This window comes from Sinorhizobium sp. CCBAU 05631, from assembly GCF_002288505.1.
GTDB classification, from domain to species: Bacteria; Pseudomonadota; Alphaproteobacteria; order Rhizobiales; family Rhizobiaceae; genus Sinorhizobium; species Sinorhizobium fredii_C.
The window spans coordinates 1,316,688-1,340,655 of record NZ_CP023064.1 but is presented as its reverse complement, the minus strand read 5'-3'; the positions used below and the strand labels follow the sequence as shown (position 1 = coordinate 1,340,655).

The 23,968-nt window shown below is 64.5% G+C and carries 20 protein-coding genes and 1 pseudogene; 14 read left to right on the top strand and 7 right to left on the bottom strand.

Annotated features, from left to right (window positions below; genetic code table 11):
* Position 1: 1 nt before the first annotated feature.
* The 3 genes from SS05631_RS25700 to SS05631_RS25690 are packed head-to-tail and all read left to right on the top strand — an operon-like array spanning position 2 to position 3,559.
* Positions 2 to 1,318 (top strand): NAD(P)/FAD-dependent oxidoreductase, encoded by a 1,317-nt coding sequence (locus SS05631_RS25700; protein WP_037415912.1) that lies wholly within the window; start codon positions 2 to 4, stop codon positions 1,316 to 1,318.
* Positions 1,319 to 1,320: 2 nt separating this feature from the next.
* Positions 1,321 to 3,243, top strand: a complete 1,923-nt coding sequence (locus SS05631_RS25695) for an adenylate/guanylate cyclase domain-containing protein (RefSeq protein ID WP_037415915.1) — start codon at positions 1,321 to 1,323, stop codon at positions 3,241 to 3,243.
* Entirely contained in the window at positions 3,179 to 3,559 is a 381-nt protein-coding gene (locus SS05631_RS25690) for a DUF3307 domain-containing protein (RefSeq protein WP_037415919.1), read from the top strand. Before SS05631_RS25695 ends, SS05631_RS25690 begins: the two co-directional genes overlap by 65 nt.
* 51 nt (positions 3,560 to 3,610) lie before the next feature.
* Here the strand turns inward: SS05631_RS25690 and SS05631_RS25685 are convergent, their stop codons facing one another.
* Both SS05631_RS25685 and araD read right to left on the bottom strand, forming a co-directional pair.
* Positions 3,611 to 4,402 carry an NAD(P)-dependent oxidoreductase gene (locus SS05631_RS25685; protein ID WP_037415922.1) on the bottom strand — a complete coding sequence of 264 codons (792 nt, stop codon included), beginning with the start codon at positions 4,400 to 4,402 and terminating at the stop codon, positions 3,611 to 3,613.
* A gap of 10 nt (positions 4,403 to 4,412) precedes the next feature.
* Entirely contained in the window at positions 4,413 to 6,137 is a 1,725-nt protein-coding gene (gene araD / locus SS05631_RS25680; RefSeq protein WP_037415925.1) for an L-arabinonate dehydratase, read from the bottom strand.
* 77 nt (positions 6,138 to 6,214) lie between these two features.
* Between araD and SS05631_RS25675 the strand changes: the two genes are divergently transcribed.
* A complete protein-coding gene (locus SS05631_RS25675) occupies positions 6,215 to 6,937 on the top strand; it encodes a FadR/GntR family transcriptional regulator (RefSeq protein WP_037416018.1) in 723 nt (240 codons plus the stop codon).
* A gap of 235 nt (positions 6,938 to 7,172) precedes the next feature.
* Here the strand turns inward: SS05631_RS25675 and SS05631_RS25670 are convergent, their stop codons facing one another.
* Entirely contained in the window at positions 7,173 to 8,123 is a 951-nt protein-coding gene (locus SS05631_RS25670) for a dihydrodipicolinate synthase family protein (protein WP_037415928.1), read from the bottom strand.
* 160 nt (positions 8,124 to 8,283) lie between these two features.
* Between SS05631_RS25670 and SS05631_RS25665 the strand changes: the two genes are divergently transcribed.
* The gene (locus SS05631_RS25665) at positions 8,284 to 9,192 is read left to right on the top strand and encodes an SMP-30/gluconolactonase/LRE family protein (RefSeq protein ID WP_037415931.1); all 909 of its coding nucleotides are present in this window, start codon (positions 8,284 to 8,286) and stop codon (positions 9,190 to 9,192) included.
* Here SS05631_RS25665 and SS05631_RS25660 read toward each other — a convergent pair.
* The gene (locus tag SS05631_RS25660; protein ID WP_037415934.1) at positions 9,175 to 10,242 is read right to left on the bottom strand and encodes a dienelactone hydrolase family protein; all 1,068 of its coding nucleotides are present in this window, start codon (positions 10,240 to 10,242) and stop codon (positions 9,175 to 9,177) included. The two genes, SS05631_RS25665 and SS05631_RS25660, sit on opposite strands and share 18 nt — an antisense overlap.
* 142 nt (positions 10,243 to 10,384) lie before the next feature.
* Here SS05631_RS25660 and SS05631_RS25655 point away from each other — a divergent pair, with 142 nt between their 5' ends.
* The 4 genes and pseudogenes from SS05631_RS25655 to SS05631_RS25645 all read left to right on the top strand — a co-directional run bounded on the left by SS05631_RS25655 (position 10,385) and on the right by SS05631_RS25645 (position 14,747).
* Complete coding sequence (locus SS05631_RS25655) at positions 10,385 to 11,407, top strand: AraC family transcriptional regulator (protein WP_037415937.1); 1,023 nt, start codon at positions 10,385 to 10,387, stop codon at positions 11,405 to 11,407.
* Between the two features lie 253 nt (positions 11,408 to 11,660).
* Positions 11,661 to 11,954, top strand: a pseudogene (locus tag SS05631_RS32095) (hypothetical protein); the annotation flags it as partial.
* Positions 11,955 to 12,413: 459 nt separating this feature from the next.
* Positions 12,414 to 13,874 (top strand): hypothetical protein, encoded by a 1,461-nt coding sequence (locus tag SS05631_RS25650; RefSeq protein ID WP_244412115.1) that lies wholly within the window; start codon positions 12,414 to 12,416, stop codon positions 13,872 to 13,874.
* A gap of 57 nt (positions 13,875 to 13,931) precedes the next feature.
* Entirely contained in the window at positions 13,932 to 14,747 is an 816-nt protein-coding gene (locus tag SS05631_RS25645) for a helicase (protein ID WP_095678097.1), read from the top strand.
* A gap of 63 nt (positions 14,748 to 14,810) precedes the next feature.
* Here the strand turns inward: SS05631_RS25645 and SS05631_RS25640 are convergent, their stop codons facing one another.
* From SS05631_RS25640 to SS05631_RS25630, 3 genes are all read right to left on the bottom strand, one after another.
* Positions 14,811 to 17,027: a xanthine dehydrogenase family protein molybdopterin-binding subunit gene (locus SS05631_RS25640; RefSeq protein ID WP_037415943.1), complete on the bottom strand. Its 2,217-nt coding sequence runs from the start codon at positions 17,025 to 17,027 to the stop codon at positions 14,811 to 14,813.
* A gap of 3 nt (positions 17,028 to 17,030) precedes the next feature.
* Entirely contained in the window at positions 17,031 to 17,489 is a 459-nt protein-coding gene (locus tag SS05631_RS25635; protein WP_037415946.1) for a (2Fe-2S)-binding protein, read from the bottom strand.
* 199 nt (positions 17,490 to 17,688) lie between these two features.
* On the bottom strand, positions 17,689 to 18,648 hold the full coding sequence (locus tag SS05631_RS25630; protein ID WP_037415949.1) for an AraC family transcriptional regulator: 960 nt from the start codon (positions 18,646 to 18,648) through the stop codon (positions 17,689 to 17,691).
* A 176-nt stretch (positions 18,649 to 18,824) separates the two neighbouring features.
* On the opposite strand from SS05631_RS25630, the gene SS05631_RS25625 reads away from it, so the two are divergent.
* The 5 genes from SS05631_RS25625 to SS05631_RS25605 are packed head-to-tail and all read left to right on the top strand — an operon-like array spanning position 18,825 to position 23,964.
* Complete coding sequence (locus SS05631_RS25625; protein ID WP_037416022.1) at positions 18,825 to 19,652, top strand: phosphogluconate dehydrogenase C-terminal domain-containing protein; 828 nt, start codon at positions 18,825 to 18,827, stop codon at positions 19,650 to 19,652.
* 54 nt (positions 19,653 to 19,706) lie between these two features.
* On the top strand, positions 19,707 to 20,648 hold the full coding sequence (locus SS05631_RS25620; RefSeq protein WP_037415952.1) for a D-ribose ABC transporter substrate-binding protein: 942 nt from the start codon (positions 19,707 to 19,709) through the stop codon (positions 20,646 to 20,648).
* A gap of 60 nt (positions 20,649 to 20,708) precedes the next feature.
* Entirely contained in the window at positions 20,709 to 21,353 is a 645-nt protein-coding gene (locus SS05631_RS25615; protein WP_037415955.1) for a DUF2291 family protein, read from the top strand.
* Positions 21,350 to 22,900 carry a sugar ABC transporter ATP-binding protein gene (locus SS05631_RS25610; RefSeq protein WP_037415958.1) on the top strand — a complete coding sequence of 517 codons (1,551 nt, stop codon included), beginning with the start codon at positions 21,350 to 21,352 and terminating at the stop codon, positions 22,898 to 22,900. Before SS05631_RS25615 ends, SS05631_RS25610 begins: the two co-directional genes overlap by 4 nt.
* Positions 22,900 to 23,964 (top strand): ABC transporter permease, encoded by a 1,065-nt coding sequence (locus tag SS05631_RS25605; RefSeq protein WP_037415961.1) that lies wholly within the window; start codon positions 22,900 to 22,902, stop codon positions 23,962 to 23,964. The genes SS05631_RS25610 and SS05631_RS25605 overlap by 1 nt, the downstream gene beginning before the upstream one ends.
* Positions 23,965 to 23,968 lie beyond the last annotated feature (4 nt).

Below are 23,968 nucleotides of genomic sequence, written 5' to 3'. Positions count from 1 at the left end.
GATGTCGGTGACGCCTGTTCAGAGCGGCTCCGCGCCGGGCAAGATCGCGGCCGGCGTGGAGCGGACAATGCACCGGCCGCGCGTGGTCATTCTCGGTGCGGGCTTCGGCGGCCTGAATGCAGCGTTGACGCTTCGCCGCGCGCCGGTCGAAGTCACCGTCATCGACCGGCGAAACTATCACCTGTTCCAGCCTCTCCTTTATCAGGTGGCGACCGCGGGACTCTCGCCGGCGCAGATTGCCATGCCCATCCGCCGCATTCTTTCACGGCAGTCGAATGCCACGGTTCTGATGGACAAGATCGAGGCGGTCGATACCGGCGCGCGATGCGTCGTGACCGGTAGCCGGCGCATCCCCTATGACTACCTGATCGTCGCGACCGGCGCCCGCCACACTTATTTCGGCAACCATACTTGGGCGGACCACGCCCCGGGCCTGAAGACGATCACGGATGCGACGGCGATCCGGGCGCGCATCCTCTCCGCCTTCGAACGGGCGGAGGTGACCGATGACCCCCGCTTGCGTCAGACGCTGTTGACCTTTGTTGTCGTCGGCGGCGGGCCGACCGGTGTCGAACTGGCCGGCGCTATCGCCGAGCTCTCGCGAAGGACGATCGTTCGTGATTTTCGGCGCATCGATTCGTCCTCCGCCCGGGTCGTGCTCGTCGAGGCGGGTGAGCGGATACTGCCAGCGATGCCGCCCTGCCTTTCGAGGAAAGCCCAGAGACAACTCGAAAGGCTTGGCGTCGAGGTCCTGCTCGGCAATGCCGTCGCCGGCTGCGACGACAGCGGCGTGCGGCTGGCGGACGGAACTGAAATCGGCTCCGCCTGCATTCTCTGGGCCGCAGGCGTCATGGCTTCGCGCGCCGCCAAGTGGATCGCCGCGCCGGCCGACCGTGCCGGACGGGTCCTGGTCGACGGGCGCCTCAATCCGCCGGGGCACGGCGAAATATTCGTCATCGGTGACACTGCTTCAGTCGCTGGTGTGGACGGGTGCCCTGTACCGGGCGTGGCACCGGCGGCCAAGCAGATGGGTCGCTACGCGGCGCGCGCCATTCTCGACGACGTGGCGGGACGGCAGTCGACGCCATTCCGTTACCGTGACTACGGCAATCTCGCGACCATCGGCCGCAAGGCAGCAGTTGCGGATTTCGGCAATGCCAGGCTCTCCGGCTATGCCGCATGGCTTGTCTGGAACTTCGCCCACCTCTGGTTCCTCGTCGGCTTCCGTAATCGCCTCGTGGTCTTTCTCGACTGGGCCCATGCTTATGTCCGCAACGATCGGGCCGCCCGTTTGATCACCGGCAGAAACGAGGGCTAGCGATGTATCGCCCGAAGCTCGCCCAAGTCGTCGTGCTTCTGCTCTTGCTCGCGGTCCTGTCGACTGCCGCGCTCATCCATCTTATCTGGCAGCGTGCCGCCAGCGAGAACATCGACGAGGTCGTAGCCAGTCTCGATACGCAGACGGCCGGGTCCGTCCGCAATGATCTCACCTCGACGCTCGCCCTCGTTTCGAGCACGGCTGAGATCGTCCGATCCATCTTTTTCCAGGGTGCCATCAGCGCCGGCGACGAGGTGAAACGCGAGTTCCTGTTCCTTTCCCTGTTACGCGAACAGTCGGCGATCACCTGGATCGGCTTCGGCTTTCCGGATGGGCGCTTCTTCGGTTCGCATGCGACTGCCGACGGGCGGATCGAAATGGTCGAAATCGGCGTCGCCGAGCCGGGAGAATTGCGTCAACTCAGGCGTGACCGCTATCGGCCGATCCCCGGAGACATCTTTTTCGAGCAGCGCATCAAGGCGGAAAGCGCCTATGTGGCGCTCGGCGCGCCCTGGTATCGTCTGGGAAGGGACGGAGGTGACCCTGTCTGGACGGTCACCAATGTTCTGCCGAACGGGTTCGAGCCATCCATCGTCCTCTCGACGCGCGTCGACATGTTCGGGAAGTTTGCCGGCGTGGTGATGGTGGCGGTTAGTCTCAGACGCCTGTCGCAAGCGCTCAAGGCGGTCAACATGCCAGTCGGCAGCAAGGCCTTCGTTCTCGATGAGCATGGCCGCGTACTGGCCAACTCGCAGCCTTCCGACGGTGTGATGGCGGCGCACTTTTCCGATTTCCCGGAGTCTGATGCCGTCACGGCGGCCGCGGCAGAGGCGGTGGCTCTCAACGGAGGAGCTGCGTTTCGTGCCGTCACGCAAAGCGCCGCACTCGGACCCGTCTTTGTGTCGTCGTCGCGCCTTCCGTTTGAGCGATGGCGGCTCATCACCGCCACGCCTCGGTCGACCTTCGCAAGCGGCATCGACGAGAATATCCGGCGCATTCCGATCGCAGTCTTGGCAATTGCGGGTCTCGCGGCAACCACGGCCGTCGTCTTCGCCAATTTGCTCTTTGCTCGGCCGCTCGCGCGGCTGGCGGTACAGTTGCGTGCGGTCGAGCACTTCTCGCTTGAGAGCGTCCGGCATCACCCGACCTTTCTGGCCGAGCTCAACGACTTCTCCGACGCCTTGAAGCGTATGTCGATCGGGCTTTCGGCTTTTGCTCGCTACATGCCGCTCGACGTCGTGCGGCCGCTCGTCGAAGGTAGCATCGAGCCGAAGCCGGGCGGTGAGCTTTGCGACATTACGGTGATGTTCGCCGACCTGCCCGGGTTCACGGAACTGACCGAGAGGCTCGGACCGGCCGTCGAGCCGCACCTGACGCGCTTCCTGACGACCGCGGTCGCCGCCATCCATGCGGAGGGCGGTACGGTCGACAAGTTCATCGGCGATGCCGTTATGGCCATCTGGAATGCACCCGGAAGGCAGGCGGATCACGCCGCTCGGGCCTGCCGCGCCGCAACGGCAATCCGGGATGCGATGCACACAGAGCCGCCCGTCTCAGTCGGGCATGGCGAGGTCCGCGTGCGCATCGGCATCAACAGCGGGACGGCGCTGATCGGCAATATCGGCTCGGCTGAGCGGCTGAGCTACACCGCCATCGGCGACACGGTCAATCTGGCGAGCAGGCTCGTGGGCGTTGCCAAGGAGCATGGCGTCGAGATCGTCCTCAGCGATGCGACGGTGCAGGCGTCCGATGCATTTGCGCACACGACGTCTCTCGGCCTAGCTACGGTCCGCGGCAAGGCCGAACCAGTGGCCGTGTACACGATAGACCCGCCGGATGTCGCGTTTCAGGGAGGAGACAATGGAAATGGCACTTATCACGGCGATGATGATTGCTTACTTACAGCTCAAGCATTTCGTTGCTGATTACGTGCTGCAGCCGGACTGGGTTCTGCGTGGCAAAGGCGATTTGCGGATGATCGGCGGCTATGTCCATGCGGGGACCCATGCGCTCGGAACCGTTCCGGCGCTGCTTCTGGTCGGCGCCGACTTGGGACGGGTTGTCGTTCTCGTCCTTGCCGAATTCATCGTTCATTACCTCATCGATTACGCGAAGGCGTTCTTGTCACTGCGCAGTAGCGCTGACGCTTCGACCCGCGCCTACTGGGCTATGCATGGTGCGGATCAATTGATGCACCAACTTACCTATGCGGGATTGATCTTGGCCACGCTGGTGTACTGACTCTGTCGACGACGACCAAACCGGTACTTAGGCCCCAGTGTCAAATGTGTTTCACCGCTTACCGACTATCCCCTTGGTCGCGAGCCGGCCGCCCTGGTAGTGGCTGCCACCGGCGGGCTGGCCTTCGCGCCGCTCGATCTTCTCGCGATAGGGCTCGCTCGTGTCCTGCGGCTCCCAGCCGAGGAAATCGGCATGGGCGTTCGACCACCAGGCGTCGCGGTTTGCCGAGACGCCGTAGAGCACCAGATGGCCGATCACGGGGGCCCCGATGAGCTTTCGGACGAGCGAAAGGAAATCGCGCGGGCTGAGCCAGGTGGAGAGCGTGCGGCGGTCCTTCGGTGCTTCGAAGCAACTGCCGATCCGGAGGCAGGCCGTTTCGAGGCCGAACTTGTCGTAATAGAGCCGCGAAAGGTCCTCGCCGAAACACTTGCTGACGCCGTAGAGGCTGTCCGGCCGTCGCTCCGACCTGTCGTCGAGCCCTTCGCCGACCGGGTGGAAGCCGATCACATGGTTGGTGCTCGCGAAGAGGATGCGCCGGACGCCGGCCTTGCGAGCCGCCTCGTAGAGATTGTAGGTGCCGAGGAAATTCGCCTGAATCAGCGCGTCGAAGCTCGCTTCGCCCGAGATCGCTCCGAGATGCAGGATCATGTCGCAGTTGCGCGCCAGTGTATCGACCGCCGCACGATCGGCGAGGTCGCATCGCACCACTTCCTCGCCCGGACGGGAAGGAGAGATGTCGATGATGTCGGAGAGGCGCAGGATCTCCGCCGATCCTTTCAGCGGCTCGCGCAGAAGATGCCCAAGGCGGCCGCCGGCGCCCGTCACCAGAAGTCGTTTGATCATCGGTATTGCCTCAATGAATCTCCGGCTCGGGCAGCTTGTGGGGCGACTGCAGGAAGGTAAAGTCGCAGCCCTCCGGCGCCTGCTGGATGTGTTCGGCATGCATCTTCAGATAGCCGCGCGAATAGTCGCGCTCCGGCGGCCGCCATTCCGAAAGCCGGCGTTCGATCTCGGCCGCCTTGACCTCGAGGGTCAGCGTCCGCCCGGCGACGTCGAGGGCGATCATGTCGCCGTTGCGCACCGCCGCCAGCGGCCCACCGACATAGGATTCCGGCGCCACATGCAGGATGCAGGCGCCATAGCTGGTGCCGCTCATCCGCGCATCGGAAATCCTCACCATGTCGCGCACGCCCTGTTTCAAGAGTTTCTTCGGGATCGGCAGCATGCCCCATTCGGGCATGCCCGGCCCGCCGACCGGGCCGGCATTGCGCAGGATCATCACCGACTCGGCGGTGACGCCGAGATCCTCGTCGTTCACTGCCCGCATCATGGTGTCGTAATCATCGAAGACGAGCGCCGGGCCGCGATGCTTGAGCAGCGCGGGGTCGGCGGCGGCCGGCTTCATCACGCAGCCGTCGGGCGCGAGATTGCCCTTGAGGATCGCCGTGCCGCCGCGGCCGGCGACCGGGTTGTCGAGCGGCCGGATCACCTCGGGCAGGTGAACCTCGGCACGCTCGATCGCGCTGCCAAGCGTGCCGACGACGTTGCGTTCTTTGAGGTTGAGCAGCGGCTCCAGCCGTTTCCAGAGCGCCAGCAAACCCCCCGCGTAATAGAAATCCTCCATCAGGAAGGCGCCGGTCGGGCGGATGTTGCAGAGCACCGGCACCTTTTCCGACATGCGGTCGAAATCTTCCAAGCTCAGCTGGACGCCGCACCGCCGCGCCATGGCGATCAGATGGATCATCGCGTTGGTCGAGCCGGCCATCGCCATATGCACCGCCAGCGCATTCTCGAAGGCGTTGGCGGTCAGGATGTCGGAGGGCTTCAGATCCTCGAAGACCATCTCGACGATGCGGGCCCCGGAAAGCGCCGCCATACGCGAATGGCCGGCATCCGAGGCGGGAATGGCGGAGGCGCCGGGAAGACAGAGGCCGAGCGTATCGGCGAGCGCCGTCATCGTCGAGGCGGTGCCCATCGTCATGCAGGTGCCGTAGGAACGGGCGATGCCGCGCTCCATCTCGTTCCATTGCAGCTCGGTGATCTGGCCGGCCTCCTTCTCGGCCCAGTATTTCCAGACGTCCGAGCCGGATCCGAGCGCCTGGCCGCGATAATTGCCGCGCAGCATCGGCCCGGCCGGCACGAAGATCGTCGGCAGGTCGACCTGGATCGCCCCCATGATCGTCGCCGGCGTGGTCTTGTCGCAGCCGGCGAGCAGGACGACGCCGTCGACCGGATGCGAACGGATGAGTTCCTCCACTTCCATGGCGAGGAAGTTGCGGTAGAGCATCGTCGTCGGCTTCACATAGGTTTCGGCAAGCGACATTGCCGGCAGTTCGACCGGGAAGCCGCCGGCCTGCCAGACGCCGCGCCTGACCTCGTCGGCGCGGGCGCGCAGATGCGCGTGACAGGGGTTGATGTCGCTCCAGGTGTTGATAATCGCGATGACAGGCTTGGCGGCGATTTCCTGCTGGTCGTAGCCCATCTGGTAGAGCCGCGAGCGATGTCCGAAGGAGCGCAGGTCCTTGGCCCCGAACCAGCGGAAGCTCCTAAGATCTTCCGGGTGCTTGCGTTTGGTCATCGACGGCCTCCTTTGCATTCCCCATCGGCTCGGCTAAATTAGACCTGTTCAGAAAGATGACAGGCGAGACCAAGCTATTGAACGACGTATCGTTGAAACTGAAACCGGCGCGGCGCGAACGCCTCGCCGACGTGCTTTACGGCCAGATCCTCGAGCAGATCACCAGCGGCCAACTCGTCGAAGGGGCGAAGCTGCCCTCCGAGGCGCGCATCTGCAGCGACTTCCAGGTCTCCCGGCCAGTCGTCCGCGAGGCGCTGATGCGGCTGCAGGCGGACGGGCTGGTGGTGTCGCGCCAGGGGATAGGCACTTTCGTCAAGTCGCGGCCTTCCAACAAGCTGACCGACTTTGCCGCCTCGGCGGAGATCGCCAGCTATCTGAGGGCATTCGAGCCGCGCCTGGCGCTCGAGACCGAATGCGCCGGGCTGGCCGCGATGCGGCGCACCAAGGCGCAGCTCAACCAGATCGGCGAGGCGCTTCAAGCGCTCGAAATGGCCTTCCAGCGTGGCGAGACCGGCTGGGAGGAGGATTTCGCCTTTCACCTCACCGTCGCCGCAGCCGCGGGAAACGAGCTTTTCCCGCGGCTGCTGCAGGATCTGCGCGACATCATGAGCGGCTCGATGCGCATGGCGCTCGGCCTCACGCGGCAAGGCTCGGACGATAGGCGGCGCCGGGTGCTCGAGGAGCACCGCAAGATCTTCCTGGCGATCTCCAGCCAGAACGCCGACCTCGCGCGCCTCCACATGCGCTATCACCTGACCGAATCGCGCGCCCGCGTCACCGGCTCCTACGGCGACCTGTAGTCGAAGTTCCGCGTTGTCCGTCGCGGACGGTCTGACCCCCTCTGGCCTGCCGGCCATTTCCCCCGCAAGGGGGGAGCGCGCGTGGGGCACGACCGATGCACCCATAAAGAGGCGCTGCATGGCCGAAGCCGTTCTGTTGAAGAGGTGGCCTTGCCACGAGTCGATCTCCCCCCTTATGGGGAAGATGTCCGGCAGGCCAGAGGGGGGTGGGGCAAGGGCCATTGCCGATTGTTCGTCAGGCGCTCGCCGACAGCCGTGGCGCGGCCGCCGCCTCGCTCCTGGCTCTCAGCTCGCGCGCTGCCTTGCCGATCGCCTCGAGCCGTTCGGCGCCGTCGAGATTGGTGAGGAAGTCGCCGATCGGTCCCGCTTCGCAGATGCCGGCGAGCCGCACCGCCTCGTGCAGAACGCGGATCGGCGAGTGGGCGTCGCGGAGATCCTCGAGCGGTAGGAAACTTTCGCGAAGGGCCCTTGCCTCGGCGAACCGACCCTCGCGGCCCGCCTTCAGGATCGCTGTCGACAGATGCGGGGCGACGCAGACCGAGCCGGATGTGAAGGCCGCCAGGCCCATTTTCATGTGGTCGATCGCCGGCCGCTCGCCGATGCCGCTGACGATGCGCTCGCCGGAGCCTACGGCGTCGAGGATATCGGCGAGATAAGGGTCGTTCTTCGGTTCCGGACGCACGACCGCATATTTCAAAGCAGTGATGGCGCCGTCGCGAAACAGGCGGGCGACGTCGGAAGCCTGCATGAAGCCGTCATTCTTGATATAGGCGATCAGCGGCCGGCCGCCGATGTCGGCAAGCTTTGCGAAGCCGGAGGCCAGCCCTGTCGGCGTTGCCGGAAAGGAGAGCGGCAGGACCATGGCCGTCGGAAAGGCGCGGTCTCGCAGGATGGCCGCCTGGTCGGCCGCCTTGCCGAAATCGGCGCCGATCGACGGGATCATCCAGCCGTCGGCCGGCGCGATCTCCTCGAGCATGTCGAGCAGCCGGCCGAAATCCATGACGCCGAAATTGTAGAGATTGGCGTTGCCGCCATAGAGATAAGTCGTCACGCCGCCCGAGCGCAGCCAGTCCACCTGCCGGCGATTTTCCGCCTTGCTCGGCACGCCCTGCGCGTCACGCGCCAGAGGCGGCACCGAGAGGACGGAAGCGCCGAGGTCGGCGACAGTGACGGGCGTCGTTTTCATGGAAATCTCCCTGGCCGGTTTCCTGTATTTTTAATTTACAAGTTGAGGCGGGGCAAGAGCAATGTTAAAGAAAAGCGGGAGAGGTAGATCTCATGAATTCCTCTAGATACGGTTCGCACGGCGTTCCGAAAAATGCCGGGCGTCAGAGCGTGGTGCGAACATGTCTTTCGACTTAACATTTGAATGCGTGCTGGACCTGCGTTGCGCCGTGGCCGAGAGCCCCGTCTATGACGAGCGCCGGAACTGCCTGTTCTTCGTCGACGTCGGTCAAGGCACCCTTCACCGAGCCGATCTTTCCGGGGCCGATCACATCGAGTGGTCTTTGGAAGGCGGCGCCTGCAGCCTCGGGCTCGCACGGTCCGGCCGTCTCGTCCTGGCGCAGCGCGACCGGGTCGTGCTGTTCGATCCGGGAAGCGGCGCGATCGTCCGCAAAATTGCCGAGATCGAGCCAGAGAGGCCACATACACGCCTGAACGACGGGAAGGTGGGGCCGGACGGCGCCTTCTGGGTCGGCACCATGCACGAGGTCGCTGTCGACCGGCGGCCGATCGCCTCGCTTTATCGCGTGACGCCCGCAGGCGCCGTCGAGTGCAAGGTAGAAAATATCGTCTGCTCGAACGGGCTTGCCTGGAGCGCTGATGGCACCGTCCTGTTCCACTCCGATTCGCGCGGGCCCTGGATCGACCGCTGGCGGTTCGATCCGGCGACCGGCGAACTCTCCGGCCGCAAGCGGCTGGCGGATCTCGACGAGGGACGCGGACGGCCGGACGGCGCGGCGACCGATGCCGACGGCAACTACTGGAGCGCCGGCGTCTCGGCCGGCGTCATCAATTGCTTTTCCCCGGAAGGCCGGCTGATCAAGGCGCATCTGTTTCCTGTACCCGCGCCCACCATGCCCTGCTTTGCCGGCCCGGATCGGCGGACGCTCTTCGTCACCTCCTTGCGCCCGACCGATACCGCCAAGGAGAGCCCCGCCGGCAGCATCTTCGCCGCCCGCAGCCCAGTAGCAGGAGCCGCCGTCCATCGCTTCGATGACCGGCGGCTCTTGACCTCACGAACGCTCTTTTAGGGTCCGCAGCAACGCTTCCCGTACGAGAATGATCAACTCGGAATGAATATCCGCCCGGGACCGTCCGCTGCCGTCGTCACAAATTGGTTCGACCTCTCCAAACGACTTCAAGAGCTCGGCCCCACCCTCCTTGCACTCGGGCAGGAAACTGAAATGGTCGGCCTGCGCGACCGTGGCGTAGGAGCCATGCGGAGACAGCGCCGCCAGCCCGGAGGCGATCACCGCTGCGGGAATGGTTCCGGCGCTGCCGAGATTGATGAAATTCATCGGGATGGCGATCTCCTTCAGGCTTTGTGCGTCATAGGCCTGCGCGAGGCCCGGGTCGATCAGGACGGCGGACTTGATACGCCGGTCGAGGTTCGATCGTTCGAAGCGCGCCCGGTCGATCTTGCGCAGGTCGACCTTGTCGACCGTGATCGCTTTGTCGTCGACGTAGCCTTGACCGCCTGCATACCAGGCGCAATCCCACGTCTGGTAGGTATCGCAGTAACGCGCATAGGCTTCGAGGTTTGCCCGGGCACCGGCGATCTCCATGGCGGCCGCGCCTCCGAGCGAGAAGCCGATAACGCCGATGCGGCCCTTGTCTATGGCGCCGCTCCAGAGCGGATCGGTCGTCAGCCTGTCGATCACAAAGGATAAATCATGCGTGCGCTCCCACAGCTTCGGCGTGTCGGCGGGGGTTGAGTTGCCGCTGGTCGTACCGGGATGATTGGGACCGGCGACGACAAATCCGGCCCTGGCCAGTTCCGCGGCGAGCCAGCTCATGCCCTGGATGCGGCCGCCGGAACCGTGCGACATCACGACCAGCGGGTAGCGGCCCTCGAGGAGCGGCGCTTCCGACAGCGCCGGCGCGCCCTTGAAGACCTGGTTGTCGCCCACCAGAACGGCTTTGCCGCCAGGTTCGGCGGGATACCAGACGGTGACCCGAAGACGACGCCCGCCCTCGGGAGAGGCAAGGCTTAATTCGCGCACGCCGGTTTCGATTGCATGGCAGGGTACGGCAAAAAGCGCGCAGAAGAAAAGGGCTGCCAGGATGCGGGAAAAAATCATGGGAAATCTCGCTAGGTTCAAAGGACCTGCGAATGATTGCGCGTGCCCGGCTTCTCCGCTTCCTCGATCACGATTCAGGTCGTCCCGAATCGCGATCTGGGTCAACATTCGACCGTCGATAGCCATCCTCGAAGGACAGAACTTGATTTTCCTCCCGCTGCCGTTCGTCGTCGCCCTGCTGCTCCTGATCCTTCTTGTGGCGATGCTGCGCAACGAGCCGCACAAAGGCCTTCGGCCGTTCCTGGTGCTGCTCTGCCTGTGCTCCGTGCAATCGATCATCGTCGGCCTGCGGTGGGGTTATGACATCACGGCTCTACGCTACGTGCTGCCCTTGCTGGCGAGTTGCCTGCCGCCGCTGGTGCTGGCGAGCTTCCGCTGCCTGATCCACGGGGAGGAGGCCGGGGCAAGGGGTGCCCGTTGGCTTCACGCCGCGCCGCCACTTGGCATGATTGCGCTGATGTTGCTTGCGCCGGCTCTGGTCGACGGTGCGTTGATCGTCCTATTCGTCGGCTATGCTCTGGCGCTGCTGAACCTCGGCCGCACAGGCCCCGACGCCTTGGACGAAGCGCGTCTCGACGGCGCCCAACAGGCACATCGCGCCCTCCTGGTCGCCGCCGCGGCGCTCTGTGTTTCGGCCCTGTTCGACCTCGCGATCTTCCTCGACTTCCAGTGGGCAAAAGGCGCCAATGCCGCTCTGATCGTCAGCAACGCAAGTCTTCTCGAACTGCTTTTCCTCGGCTTTACCGCAGATGTCGCAGCGCGTGCGCGGCCGCTCCCCGCATTGCCGGCAAAAAGTGATAATACCGCATCGCTGGCGGCTAAGGATCGCGAGGTCCTGGATCGGGTCGATCATTTGCTTACCGAGCAGCGATTGTCTCGGGACGAAAACCTGACCCTGTCGCGGCTGGCGCGGCGCGCTGGCGTGCCGGCCCGGCAGATATCCGGAGCAGTCAATCGCCTGGCGCAGAAGAACGTCTCCCAATACATCAACGATTTCCGGATTGCCGAAGCCTGCCGGATGCTGCGGGAGACCGACATGTCAGTCACCGCCGCGATGCTCGAGTCCGGGTTCCAGACGAAGTCGAACTTCAACCGGGAATTCCGACGCGTGACCTGCCTCAGCCCGGCTTCCTGGCGCGAGCGAAACCGACCGTCTTCGTCCTGATCGGGCACGCCTGCCCGGGTCCCCTTGCTCTGACCGCTTCACTCTCACGGCGAAGGTGGAAGCCCTGTACATCCAAACGGAGTAGCCCGGTCAGGTTGTGAGCACGGGCTAAGGATATTGGCGGATGCCGCTAACCCAATTTCAACCTCACCGCCGCGAAACAGCTTTGTTACCCTGAACGTTATGTTTGCAGATCATAAGCGCTGTGCGCCATGACTGGCTTGCCAGGCGCGCATGTCCGGAAGGATCAGTCATGGATCGCGTAAACAGGTCGCAGGCGCCGTGCGAGAGCGCTGTACCCCGCCGGGCATCACTTAGGGCCACACTCCGAATAGTTCCGTTCTGCCTCTTCCTGCTCCTTGGAGTTCCCGCAAAAGGCGAGACGGCGCCCGACGCCAGGCTTGCTCCGCAAGACACGGTCGAGATCAGCGTTTCTGGATGGCATGCCTTGCTTGGCGGGGTAGCCGAGGGTACGTTGCTGAACGACACGTTCACGATCGGGACAGGCGGAACGCTCGAACTTCCGGGCATCGGACGCCTGCCCGCGGCAGGTCTCTCCGAGAATGAACTGGCCAAGCTGATAACCGATCGCCTGCAGGTCCGAAGCGGCAGCGATCAGCGTCCGGTCACGAAGGTCCAGCGACGGATGTCGGCGCCCGAAATGCCGCCATCGCGGGCGACGACCAATGTCGCGGCGGTTCCGCCTGCAGGGTGGCAACGCGCAGCTCAGTCGGCGCAATCGCAACAACCGGAACGGTCCAGGGGTGAAACGGTGCTTGGTGAACTGGCGGCTCTTCGCATGGATCTCCAAGAGGCTCGCAGAGAAGCGCGCGCGGCACGTCAGGCTGCGCGTGACGCCGCCATGCGGCACTATCGCCGCCTCGTTACAGAGCGTCGACGGGTTGCCACCCTGGCACAGGAACTCCACGCCGCCCGGGCCGATGTCGGAGCGTTGAAGATTCAACTGCAGCAACAGGCGAAGGCGGCGCGAGATTGGGAAGCCGCGGTGGCAGACGCCAACGAGGCTCGGGAAGCGGCGGCGCGCGAACGCGCCGAACGCGCCGCCCTGAAGGCAAAGCTTCTCGCGGCGCGCAAGGAAATCGACGCGATCAAGAGCGGTGCGCTGCTGGCCGGGCGTCAGCGCGAGGCCAGTCTCCGCGACGAGCTGGCGGCGGTGAGAGGCGGCCTTGACGCAATGCGGCATGCCGCCGACGACGCCGGAACGCAGGCGCGCGAGGCTGCCGCCATGGCGGCCGCTCAGGAACGAGCTCTTGAGAACCAGCGCCGGAGGGGCGAAGGGCTCGCGCGCGAGCGGGAGCTGGCGCAGCGGGAGATCGAGCGTCTGCAGATCAAGACGGCCGGAGAAATCCGATCAAAGGCTGCCGCGCTGAGGGCGCACGATGCCGCGGAAACATCGCTGACCAATGCCCGGAGGGTCCTCGACGACGAGCGGCGCAAGCTTGCCGCCCAGGAACGGGAACTCGCCCTCCTACGCCAATCGGCCTTGCAGGCGCGTGCCGAGCTGCAAGCCGCAAAGCAGGCCGCTGAAGTGGCCGCGCGCGAACGCGCGGCCCTGGAGGAGAAGCTTCTCGCGGCGCACAAGGAGATCGACGCGATCAAAAGGGGCTCGCTGCTCGCAGGTCGTCAGCGCGAGGACAGCCTCCGTCGCGGTTTGGCGGCGGCGAGAGGCGACCTCGACGCGATGCGGCGTGCCGCCGACGAGGCAGGCGCGCAGGCGCGCAAGGCTGCCGCGATGGCGGCCGACCAGGAACGAGCTCTCGAGAACGAGCGCCGGAGTGCCGAGGGGCTCGCCCGCGACCGGGCGATGGCGCAGCGCGAGGTTGAGCGTCTGCAGACCAAGACAGCCGGCGCGATCCGGTCGAAGGCTGCAGCGCTCAGGGCGCGCGATGCCGCGGAGGCAGCGCTGAGCGATGCCAGTCGGCTCCTCGACGAGAAGGGGCGCAAGCTTGCCGCCCAGGAACGGGAACTCGCCCTTCTTCGCCAATCCACATTGCAAGCTCGTGCCGAGCTGCAGGCCGCAAAAGAGGCCGCATTGCAAGCCGGACAAGCCGGAAGGGTCGCCGAGGCTACGGCAAGCCGGGCTGGCGAGGCGCTTGGCCTGGAGCGCGAGAAGGCGAGATCGCTGGCGCGCGATCTCGAAACCGCGCGCCAGGAACGCGACGCGGCAAGGAAGCAATTGGCGCTGAGCTTGGCGGCGGTGGAGCGTAGCGAGGTCGAGCTTCCGAAGCGGGAAGCTCAACGCCCCGCGGCAAGCGTGGAACAGAGACGGAAGGCAGGCGCCGGCGATCGCGCCAATCCACGTGTCAAGCCCGTCGCGCGCAAGCGCGGTGGCTCGGTGGAAGTCCGCAAGGTGGAACTCGGCAAGCCAACGCGATCGGTTCAATCGGTGACGCTTGCGCTTCCCGAGGAACTGCTCCCCACGCGGCCGCAGGTCCGTGGCCGCTGATAGAAGAGGTGGCGAGCTATTCAAGGGCTACTCGGCCCAAAGATGAGGAACCGGATTATGCGCAAGTACCTAGCTGCCACAGTCCTGATCGCAATCGCGATCGGCCCTGCTCATGCCTTAGGCCTTAACGCAAAAGTCGGCCCGGTCGGCGTCGGCGCCGAGGTGGGGGTCGATAAGAACGGCGTCTCGGCAGGGGTCGGCGCCGGCGTCAAAGGGGTAGGTGGAGCAAAGGCCGGAACCTCGCTCAACAGAAGCGGAGGCGCCAGCCTTGGGGTTGGCGGCAATCTCGGCAACAAAAGTGGCGGTCTGTCGGTGGGTGCCGGCTCGAATGCCGGCTCGTCGAGCGGTGCGGGGACAGCTCCCGCTTCCGGCGCGGTTTCAGGCGGTTCGGCCGCGGGTCCCGGTTCCGGGTCTGCGTCTGGTCCCGGATCCGGGACCCGGACGTCCAGCGGAGGCTTGACCGCAGGGGCCAGCAGCGGTGGTGGCAGGATCATCTCCATTGCGCCGACAAAGAACGCGCGAACACCCATCGTTCTGCCACGCATCCTTTGGCCGCTGAAGAAGAAGTCCGCCCATGAGCGCGGCGAATGGGGTTATCCCATACGCCTGCCGTTGACGATCGCAGCGGTTCCGGGGACCCCCAAAAGCGTCGTTCGAGCCTGCCAAAAGGCAATAGCGTCGGCTGCGTCGCCCCTCGGCGGCGTGCGTGTGCGTGCGGCAAGCGCCGGTTCCCTGCTCCGGCATCGCAGCGGGGCGCTCACGGCCCCGCTCGTTGTCAGCATAGACTATGCGGGTGAGAACAGCATCCAGGTCCGCCAGGCGCGAATCCGGTGCCGGCTCGATTCGGCCGGCAAGGTCGTCGCGGTGAACTAGCTGCAGCGCCGTACGTCCGATTGCCTCTTGCCCGGCCGGCCAGAGCCGACCGGGCAACCAAGTTCACGCGTTCAGCGATTTCGAGAACGGCATGACGCGCAGCCGTTTGCCGAGCGCCTTATAGGCGGCATTGGCGACGGCAGGGCCGATCGGCGGCACGCCAGGCTCGCCGATGCCCGACGGCGGGTTGGCGGAGGCGACGATGTGGACCTCGACCTTCGGCATCGCATCGATCCTCAGCGGCGTATACATATCGAAGTTGCCCTGATCGACCTGGCCGTCCGTCAGCGTGACTTCCTCGCCCAATATGGCGCCAAGGCCGAAGCCGATGCCGCCCTCCACCTGGGCGCGGACCTGGTCCGGGTTGACCGCCAGACCGCAGTCGACGGCGGCGACCACGCGTTCGACCTTGATCTGGCCATTGCCGTCGGTCGAGACCTCCGCGATCTGAGCGACCACCGAGCCGAAGCTTTCGGCAAGCGCGACGCCCCGAAAGCGGCCCTGAGGCAAGGGCTTCTCCCACTCGGCCTTTTCCGCCGCCAGCTTGAGCACAGTTGCGTGACGCGAGTCGGGCTCAAGCATCGACAGACGGAATTCTACGGGATCGCGTCCCGCCGCCTCGGCAACTTCGTCGAGGAAGGTTTCGGCCGCGAACGCCGTGTGCGTCGAGCCGACGGAGCGCCACCATAGAACCGGAACGCCAACCTCCGTGCTCGTCAGGCCGACCGTCTGGTTGGGAATGACGTAGGGAAGATTGCTTGCTCCCTCGACGGAGGTCGGGTCGACGCCATTTTTGACCATGCCCTCGAACGCCGTCTTTGCCACTATGGATTGACCGATGATGTGATTGTTCCAGGCCACGAGTTTCCCGCTGTCGTCGATACCGGCCTTGAGGCTGTGCACATAGGCGGGCCGATAGCGGCCCGCCCGCATGTCGTCCTCACGCGTCCACTGCATCTTAACCGGCGCACGGAAACCGATGGCTTTGGCGACGTGCACGGCTTCGACGATGACATCGCCGTCGAATACGGCCCGCCGGCCAAAGCTACCGCCGGTCTTCATGACGTGCAGGCGTACCTTCTCGGGAGCGATCCCGGCCGCGTCGCCGGCGAGCTTCTGGTAGACGTCGGTGAACTGATGCCCGCCCCAGATCTCCAGCGTGCCGTCTTCGTTCATGCGTGCGACCGCGTTCAGCGGTTCCATCGCCGCATGCGCCAGGTAGGGAAATTCGAAGTTCGCCTCGAGGACCTTGGCGGCCTTGGCGAATTCAGCTTCGGCGTCGCCGTCCTCGCGCGCGAGCGCTACCGGGCCCTTCTTTGCCAGATCGCGGTAGGCAGACATAATCTGCTGGGTACCGCGCTTTTCCGCCGCCGTCTCGTCCCAGGCGACGGTGACTGCCTCGCGCCCCTTGATCGCCGCCCACATGTTTTCGCCGACCACTGCGACGCCACGCGGTGTTTCGACGACATCGACCACGCCCTTGACGGCGCGTGCGGCCGACGTATCGAAGGACTTCGCCTTGGCGCCGAACAGCGGCGGATGGATCATCACCGCGGTCAGCAGCCCGGGAAGCTTGACGTCGATCGTGTACTGCTCCGTGCCGTTCGCTTTGCGGGCGCTGTCGAAACGCTTCAACTCGGAATTGCCGATCAACTTCCAGTCGCCCGGCTGCTTGAGTTTGACGTCGGTGGGAACCGGCAGCGTCGCCGCCTTGGCGGCGAAGGTGCCGAAGCCGCCGCTCTTACCGGAGGGATGGGAGAGAACGCCCTTCTCGACGGTGATCTCCGCCGCCTCCACGCCCCACTCGGACGCCGCGGCGGCGATGAGCATCGCCCGGGCCGCGGCACCGGCCTTACGGTAGCGCTCCCATGAGGTTACCATGGAGGTCGAGCCTCCGGTGCCCTGCATCGTGCCACCAAAGGCGACATTGCCGTACGCCTTGACATCGCCGGAAGCTCCCCTCACGTCGATGGTCGACCAGTCGGCGTCGAGTTCTTCCGCCACAAGTGTGGCGATGCCGTTATAGGAGCCTTGTCCCATTTCGAATTGGGAGGAGAGGACGGTCACCTTTCCGTCGCCGTCGATGGTCAGGTAGGGCGAAAAGGAATGCGCGCCTTCTGCCGACGGCGTCTCGCCCGCTGTCGCCGGGGTTGCGCGCAGGAGATGAAAGCCGACGGCGATGCCGGTGCCGGCTGCGAATGCACCGATGAGGAACTGCCGCCGGGACGCCTCGACCCGTCCGGCAGGGAGAGCGATCGATTGCATCAGTTTGGGGATCATGTCTCAGGCCTCCAGGCGCTTTGCGGCTTCGTGAATGCCGGCACGGATTCGATGGTAGGTGGCACAACGACAGAGATTGCCCGACATGGCGGCGTCGATGTCTTCGTCACTCGGCTTCGGGTTGTTGGCCAACAGGTCCGTTGCCGACATGATCTGGCCGGACTGACAGTAGCCGCATTGCGGAACGTCGAGATCGGCCCAGACGGACTGGACCATTTCGGCGACCTTGCCCTTCAGGCCCTCGATGGTGGTGACCTGAGCCCCTTCGATGTCGCCGATGAATGTCTGACAGGAGCGGACCGGCGAACCATCGACATAGACGGTGCAAGCACCGCATTGAGCCATGCCGCAGCCGAACTTCGTGCCCGTCAGCCCGACCAGATCACGGATCACCCAAAGAAGCGGCATATCCGCCGCGGCGTCGACCGAGTGCTCGACGCCGTTGATAGTCACAATTGCCATGGTGTTCTCCTCGCGTTGAGGCGCGGGGGCTCAAAATAGGTGCAGATATGCCTGCCCGCGCGCCGCAGCCATTCGCCAGACTGCGGCCGCACCTTAGAAGACCGGCCTTTCGCCCGGTAGATTCGATCCTGTCGGATTATTGCCTATTCCTGTCGCGGTGACGGGATTGTGATCATCGGCCGTCTGCGCCTCTGCGGCGCTAGCCGATCGAATCTCGGCTGGCAGCGTCGTTGGAGTTCAGGATTGCCTTGATATCGCGCAGCGGCGGGTGGCCGAAGGCGCGCCGATATTCACGGCTGAACTGGGTCGGGCTCTCATATCCAACCCTGAGCGCGGCGGTTGCCGCGTCGAGCGATTGCGACAGCATCAGTTCCCGCGCATGGTGCAGGCGCAGATGCTTCTGGAACTGCAGTGGGCTCATGGCGGTCATGGCGCGAAAATGGTGGTGCAGCGTCGATACGCCCATATTGGCGACCTCCGCTAGATCTTCGACGCGCAGCGGCCGGGCGTAGTTCTCCTTGAGCCAGGCGATCGCCCGGGCGACGCGGTTGCTGTTGGTACCGGCAAGGGCAAAGCGCCTGAGCCGCGCGCCTTGCTCGCCGGTGAGCAGCCGGTAGAGGATTTCGTTATGGATGTGATTGGACAGGAATGGGATGTCCGCCGCAGCCTTCGCAAGCGAAATCAGCCTCAGAAAGGCGTCAAACAGCTCCGGCTTCGCGGCGCCGACGGCGACGCCGACAAGGTCGCGTTCCGGTGGCCCCACCGGGTGCAGGTCGTGATCGGTGATGATCCGCCGAAGCTTCTCAAGGTCGAGCCGGAGCGACGCCGCCACATAGGGCTCGTCAAGACTCGCCTCGCAGATCTGCCCGGTCGCCGGAAGCCCCAGAGCCGTCAGGAAAAAGCAGGACTCGTCGTAGAGGAGGGTCTGGTTGCCGACATGAACGCGCTTGCTTCCCTGGATGATCAGCGAAAGGCTAGGCTCATAGACGGCGGAGAAGGGCCCGGCTGGCTCGACGACCCGATAAAGCGAAAGCCCGGGTATCGTGTGGCTGTAGCGCAGACCATCCCAGGGGAGCTGCGCCAGCTCGTCGAGGATGCGCCGACGAAGCGGCGCGGTTTCCTCGCGTAGGTGCTGTCGCTGACTGATGGCCTCGCTCATGGGCGGGCTGTCGCCTCTCTTGCGGCGGATGTCAAATCATTTCGTTATCACATTCTTTTGAGCCCTGCAGGATTAGGCAAGAATCGCAAGGGCAGGTAAATATTTCCTCTGATATGCTCATTGACTCATCATACCAGTTGCGTTATCGCTTCGGCAACATGATGCGGGAGATACAGATGACTTCGATTGCCTTGTTGGGTGCCGGCGGCAAGATGGGCTGCCGACTGGCCAAGAACCTGAAGGGATCGCGCTTCGACGTGCGTCACGTCGAGGTGAGCGAGATCGGCAGAGCGCGGCTGGCAAGGGAGCTGGGGCTCGAGACGGTCTCTCTCGATACTGCTCTCGACGGTGCGGAAGTCATAATCCTTGCGGTGCCGGACACGGCGATCGGCAAGGTGGCGGCCGGCATCGCCGACAGGCTGAAGCCAGGTACGATGCTCGTCGTCCTCGACGCGGCCGCACCCTTTGCCGGTCATCTGCCGCGGCGCGATGACCTCACCTATTTTGTCACTCACCCCTGCCATCCGCCGATCTTCAACGACGAGACCGAGCTTGCGGCACGCAAGGATCATTTCGGCGGCATTGCCGCCAAACAGCACATCGTCTCGGCGCTGATGCAGGGACCGGAGGCGGATTACGCCAAGGGCGAGGAGATCGCCAGGATCATCTGGGCGCCGGTGATGCGCTCGCATCGCGTCACCGTCGAGCAGATGGCGCTGCTAGAGCCCGGCCTGTCGGAAACGGTCTGTGCCTCGCTGCTCGTCGTCATGCGCGAGGCGATGGACGAATGCGTCGCCCGCGGCGTGCCGAAAGAGGCGGCGCGCGACTTCTTGCTCGGCCACATGAACGTGCTCGGCGCCGTGATCTTCGAAGAGGTCGAGGGCGTGTTCTCCGATGCCTGCAACAAGGCGATCGAGTTCGGCAAGCCGATGCTGATGCGCGATGACTGGAAGCGCGTCTTCGAGCCGCAGGAAATCGCCGACAGCATCCGTCGCATCACCTGATCCGCAGAAACCGGAGGGCAACTCCGGCCGTTTTCAACCTGGGAGGAAGAACCGATGAAACTGACACGCAGAATGACCGTGGCCGCCTTTGCGGCCTTCCTGGCGGCAGGGTCCGCCATTCCGGCCTACGCGGCCGACCTCATCGCGATCATCACGCCGTCGCATGACAACCCGTTCTTCAAGGCCGAAGCAGTCGGTGCCGAGGCCAAGGCCAAGGAACTCGGTTACGAGACGCTCGTCCTCGTGCATGACGATGACGCCAACAAGCAGTCGCAGCTGATCGATACCGCAATTGGCCGCGGCGCCAAGGCGATCATCCTCGACAATGCCGGCTCGGAAGCCTCGATCGCCGCCGTGCAGAAGGCCAAGGATGCCGGCGTGCCGTCCTTCCTGATCGACCGCGAAATCAACGCTACCGGCGTTGCCGTGTCGCAGATCGTTTCCAACAACTACCAGGGTGCGCAGCTCGGCGCCGAGGAATTCGTCAAGCTGATGGGCGAATCCGGCAACTATGTCGAACTGCTCGGCCGTGAATCCGATCTCAACGCCGGCATCCGCTCGAAGGGCTATCACGACGTCATCGACGAATATACCGAGCTGAAGATGGTGGCGCAGCAGTCGGCGAACTGGAGTCAAACCGAGGCCTACAGCAAGATGGAGACCATCCTGCAGGCCAACCCGGACATCAAGGGCGTCATCTCCGGCAACGACACGATGGCCATGGGCGCGATCGCCGCGCTGCAGGCCGCCGGCCGCAAGGACGTCATCGTCGTCGGCTTCGACGGCTCCAACGACGTGCGCGACTCGATCAAGTCCGGCGGCGTCAAGGCGACCGTGCTGCAGCCGGCTTACGCCCAGGCGCAGATGGCGGTCCAGCAGGCGCATGAGTTCATCACCACCGGCAAGAAGCCAGCGGAAGAAAAGCAGCTGATGGACTGCGTACTGATCAACAGCGAGAACGCCGACCAGCTCGAAACCTTCGCGCTCACCAATTGACCCTCTTCCTGACCTGCGACGCGGTCCAGCCGCGTCGCAGGGGCTATGGAGTAGCTTTCGATGCCAAGTACAAGGGGCGCGTCCGTCATATTCCTTGCGGTGATGATGGCTCTCGCGGGCTGCAAGATCATCAGGACACCGACGGCCGAAGAGACGGCGCAATCCGCTTCCGGCGGCTTCGATCCGGATCGGATGGTCGCTGAGATATGGGACAGCAAGGTCGTGCCCTATCTCGACAGGAAAGCGGGGCCGTTCTCGGAGGTCGCCTCGCTCGCGGCAAGCGACGCAGATGCGGCCGGCGCGAAATACGGACATAAGGAGAAGCAGGGAAGCAGCCCCTGGACCTTCGCCGCGCGGCTTTCGGGCACCATCATCAAGGCGGAGACGAAATCGCGCTCGGCCTATGTGGAGGTTGACGCCGATGGCGACGGCAAGGCGGATGCGCGTGTCCAGATCGGTCCGGCGATCCGCGGCACGGCGATCCGCGACAGCCTCGACTTCGTCAACTTCAACGAATTCAAGAACCAGATCGAGTGGGCCCAGTACGGCAAGGCCTTCAACACACATGTGAACGGCCTTGTGCTCGAAAAGCTCACGCGCGATCAGCTCGTCGGCAGGAAGCTCGAGGCGGTCGGCGCCTATCCGCAGCCCGCCAAGGGGCAGCTGCCGTTGTTCGTGCCGGCGCAGCTGACGGTGAGTGGATGAGCTTGCACCCGCCCGAGAACGACGATTGCGTTCTGCGCCTCGAGGACGTCACCAAGGTCTATTCCGGTATCGTCGCCGTGCGCCACGCCAACCTGGCGCTCAGGCGCGGGGCGGTGAACGTGCTCGTCGGCGAGAACGGCGCCGGCAAGTCGACGCTGATGCGCATCATCGCCGGCGTCGAAAAGCCGTCGGCCGGCCGCATCCTGCTCGACGGCGAGGAGGTCGAATTCCACTCGCCCGGCGATGCCCAGCGCCACGGCATCGGCATGGTGTTCCAGGAACTTAATCTCTTCGGCAATCTCTCGGTCGCCGAAAACATCTTCGCTACGCGCGAAATCAGGCGCGGCCTGCGTGGCATCGATCATCGTGCCCAGGTCGCGAAAGCCACCGAGTTCCTCGATCGGCTCGATGCGGGCATCGATGCCGAGACGTTCGTCGAAGACCTGCCGATCGGTCAGCAGCAGCTGGTGGAAATCGCCAAGGCGATCTCGCTCGATACCCGTATCCTCATTCTTGACGAGCCGACCTCGGCGCTTTCGGCGGCCGAGGTCGATGTGCTCTTCAAGGTCATCCGCGAATTGAAGGCGCAAGGGGTGGCGATCGTCTATATCTCCCACCGCCTCGAAGAGCTGATGCGGATCGGCGATTACATCACGGTCTTGCGCGATGGCCAGATCACCGGTCATGCCATGGTCAGGGACATCGACACGAAGTGGATCGTCCGCTCGATGATCGGTTCGGACGCGAAGGATTTCGCCAAGTCGGTCGATCACCGCCTCGGTGAAGACGTTTTCCGCGCCGAGGACATCTGCCTGCCGCGCCGCACCGGCGGCCTTGCCGTCGACCATATGTCGATCTCGGTGCGCGCCGGTGAAGTGCTCGGCATCTACGGGCTGATGGGTGCCGGCCGAAGCGAATTCTTCGAATGCGTCATCGGCCAGCATCCGCATTCGACCGGACGCGTCCATGTCGGCGGCGCCGATGTTTCCACATGCGATACTTCCGACCGGATCCGGCGCGGCCTGGCGTTAATCCCGGAGGACCGCCAGCGCGAAGGGCTGGTGCAGGCGCTGTCGATCGCCAGCAATCTGACACTGGCGAGCCTTGAGCGCTTCCTGCGCTTCGGCTTCCATATCGTCGGCGACAAGGAGCGGGCGGCGATCAAGGCGGCCATCGGCGATCTTTCCATCAAGGCGCCCAATCCCGATTTCGAGGTCACGTCGATGTCGGGCGGCAACCAGCAGAAGGTGGTCATCGGCAAGGCGCTGATGACCCGGCCGAAGGTGCTTATGATGGACGAGCCGAGCCGCGGCATCGACGTCGGGGCCAAGGCGGACGTCTTCCGCACCATGCGGCGGCTGGCAGGCGAGGGTCTGGCGATCCTGTTTTCCACCTCCGACCTCGAAGAGGTGATGGCGCTCTCCGACCGCATCGCCGTCATGAGCAATGGACGGCTCGTCACTGTCATCGACCGCGCCGAGGCGACGGAAGAGTTGATCGTGAAGGCTTCGGCCGAAGGCCACAAGACGACAAGGGAACACGCCTGATGACAGCGGCAACGACCACCACCAACGCTGCGGAAGCTCCGAACGGCTCTCTGCTGCTGACGCTCATGAAGCTCAGGACGTTCATCGCGCTCTTCGCGGTGATCGCCTTCTTCTCGGTCTTCGCGCCGAACTTCCTGTCGACCGCCAACCTTATCCTGATGTCAAAGCACGTGGCGCTCAATGCCTTCCTCGCCATGGGCATGACCTTCGTGATCATCACCGGCGGCATCGACCTCTCCGTCGGGTCGATCGTCGGGCTCTGCGGCATGGTGGCCGGCGGGCTGATCCTCAACGGCATCGACCTGCAGTTCGGCTACACGATTTATTTCAATGTCTTCGAGGTGTGTCTGATCACGCTCGCCGTCGGCATCCTGATCGGTGCGATCAACGGCCTGCTGATCACCAAGCTGAACGTCGCGCCGTTCATCGCAACGCTCGGCACGCTTTATGTGGCGCGCGGTTTCGCGCTGCTTTCCTCCGACGGCCAGACCTTCCCGAACCTCGTCGGAAAGCCGGAACTGTCGACGACCGGCTTCGCCTTCTTGGGCTCCGGCCGGCTTCTCGGCCTGCCGGTGTCGATCTGGATCCTCATCGTCGTGGCGCTCGCCGCCGCTTACGTCGCCAAGTACACGCCGATCGGCCGCCACATCTTCGCGGTCGGCGGCAACGAGCGGGCCGCCCGCATGTCCGGCATCCGCGTCGATCGCGTGAAGATATTTGTCTATATGTTCTCCGGCTTCTGCGCGGCGATCGTCGGCCTGGTTATTTCCTCGGAACTGATGGCCTCGCATCCTGCGACAGGCAATTCCTTCGAGCTCAACGCCATCGCCGCAGCCGTTCTTGGCGGCACCTCCATGTCCGGCGGCCGCGGCACGATCGGCGGCACCATCATCGGTGCCTTCGTCATCGGCATCCTGTCCGACGGCCTCGTCATGATGGGCATCTCGTCCTTCTGGCAGATGGTCATCAAGGGCATTGTCATCATCGTCGCGGTCGTGGTGGACCAGGCGCAACGCCGGTTGCAGCAGCAGGTGACGCTGATGCAGCTTGCGAAGAAAGGTTGACTGA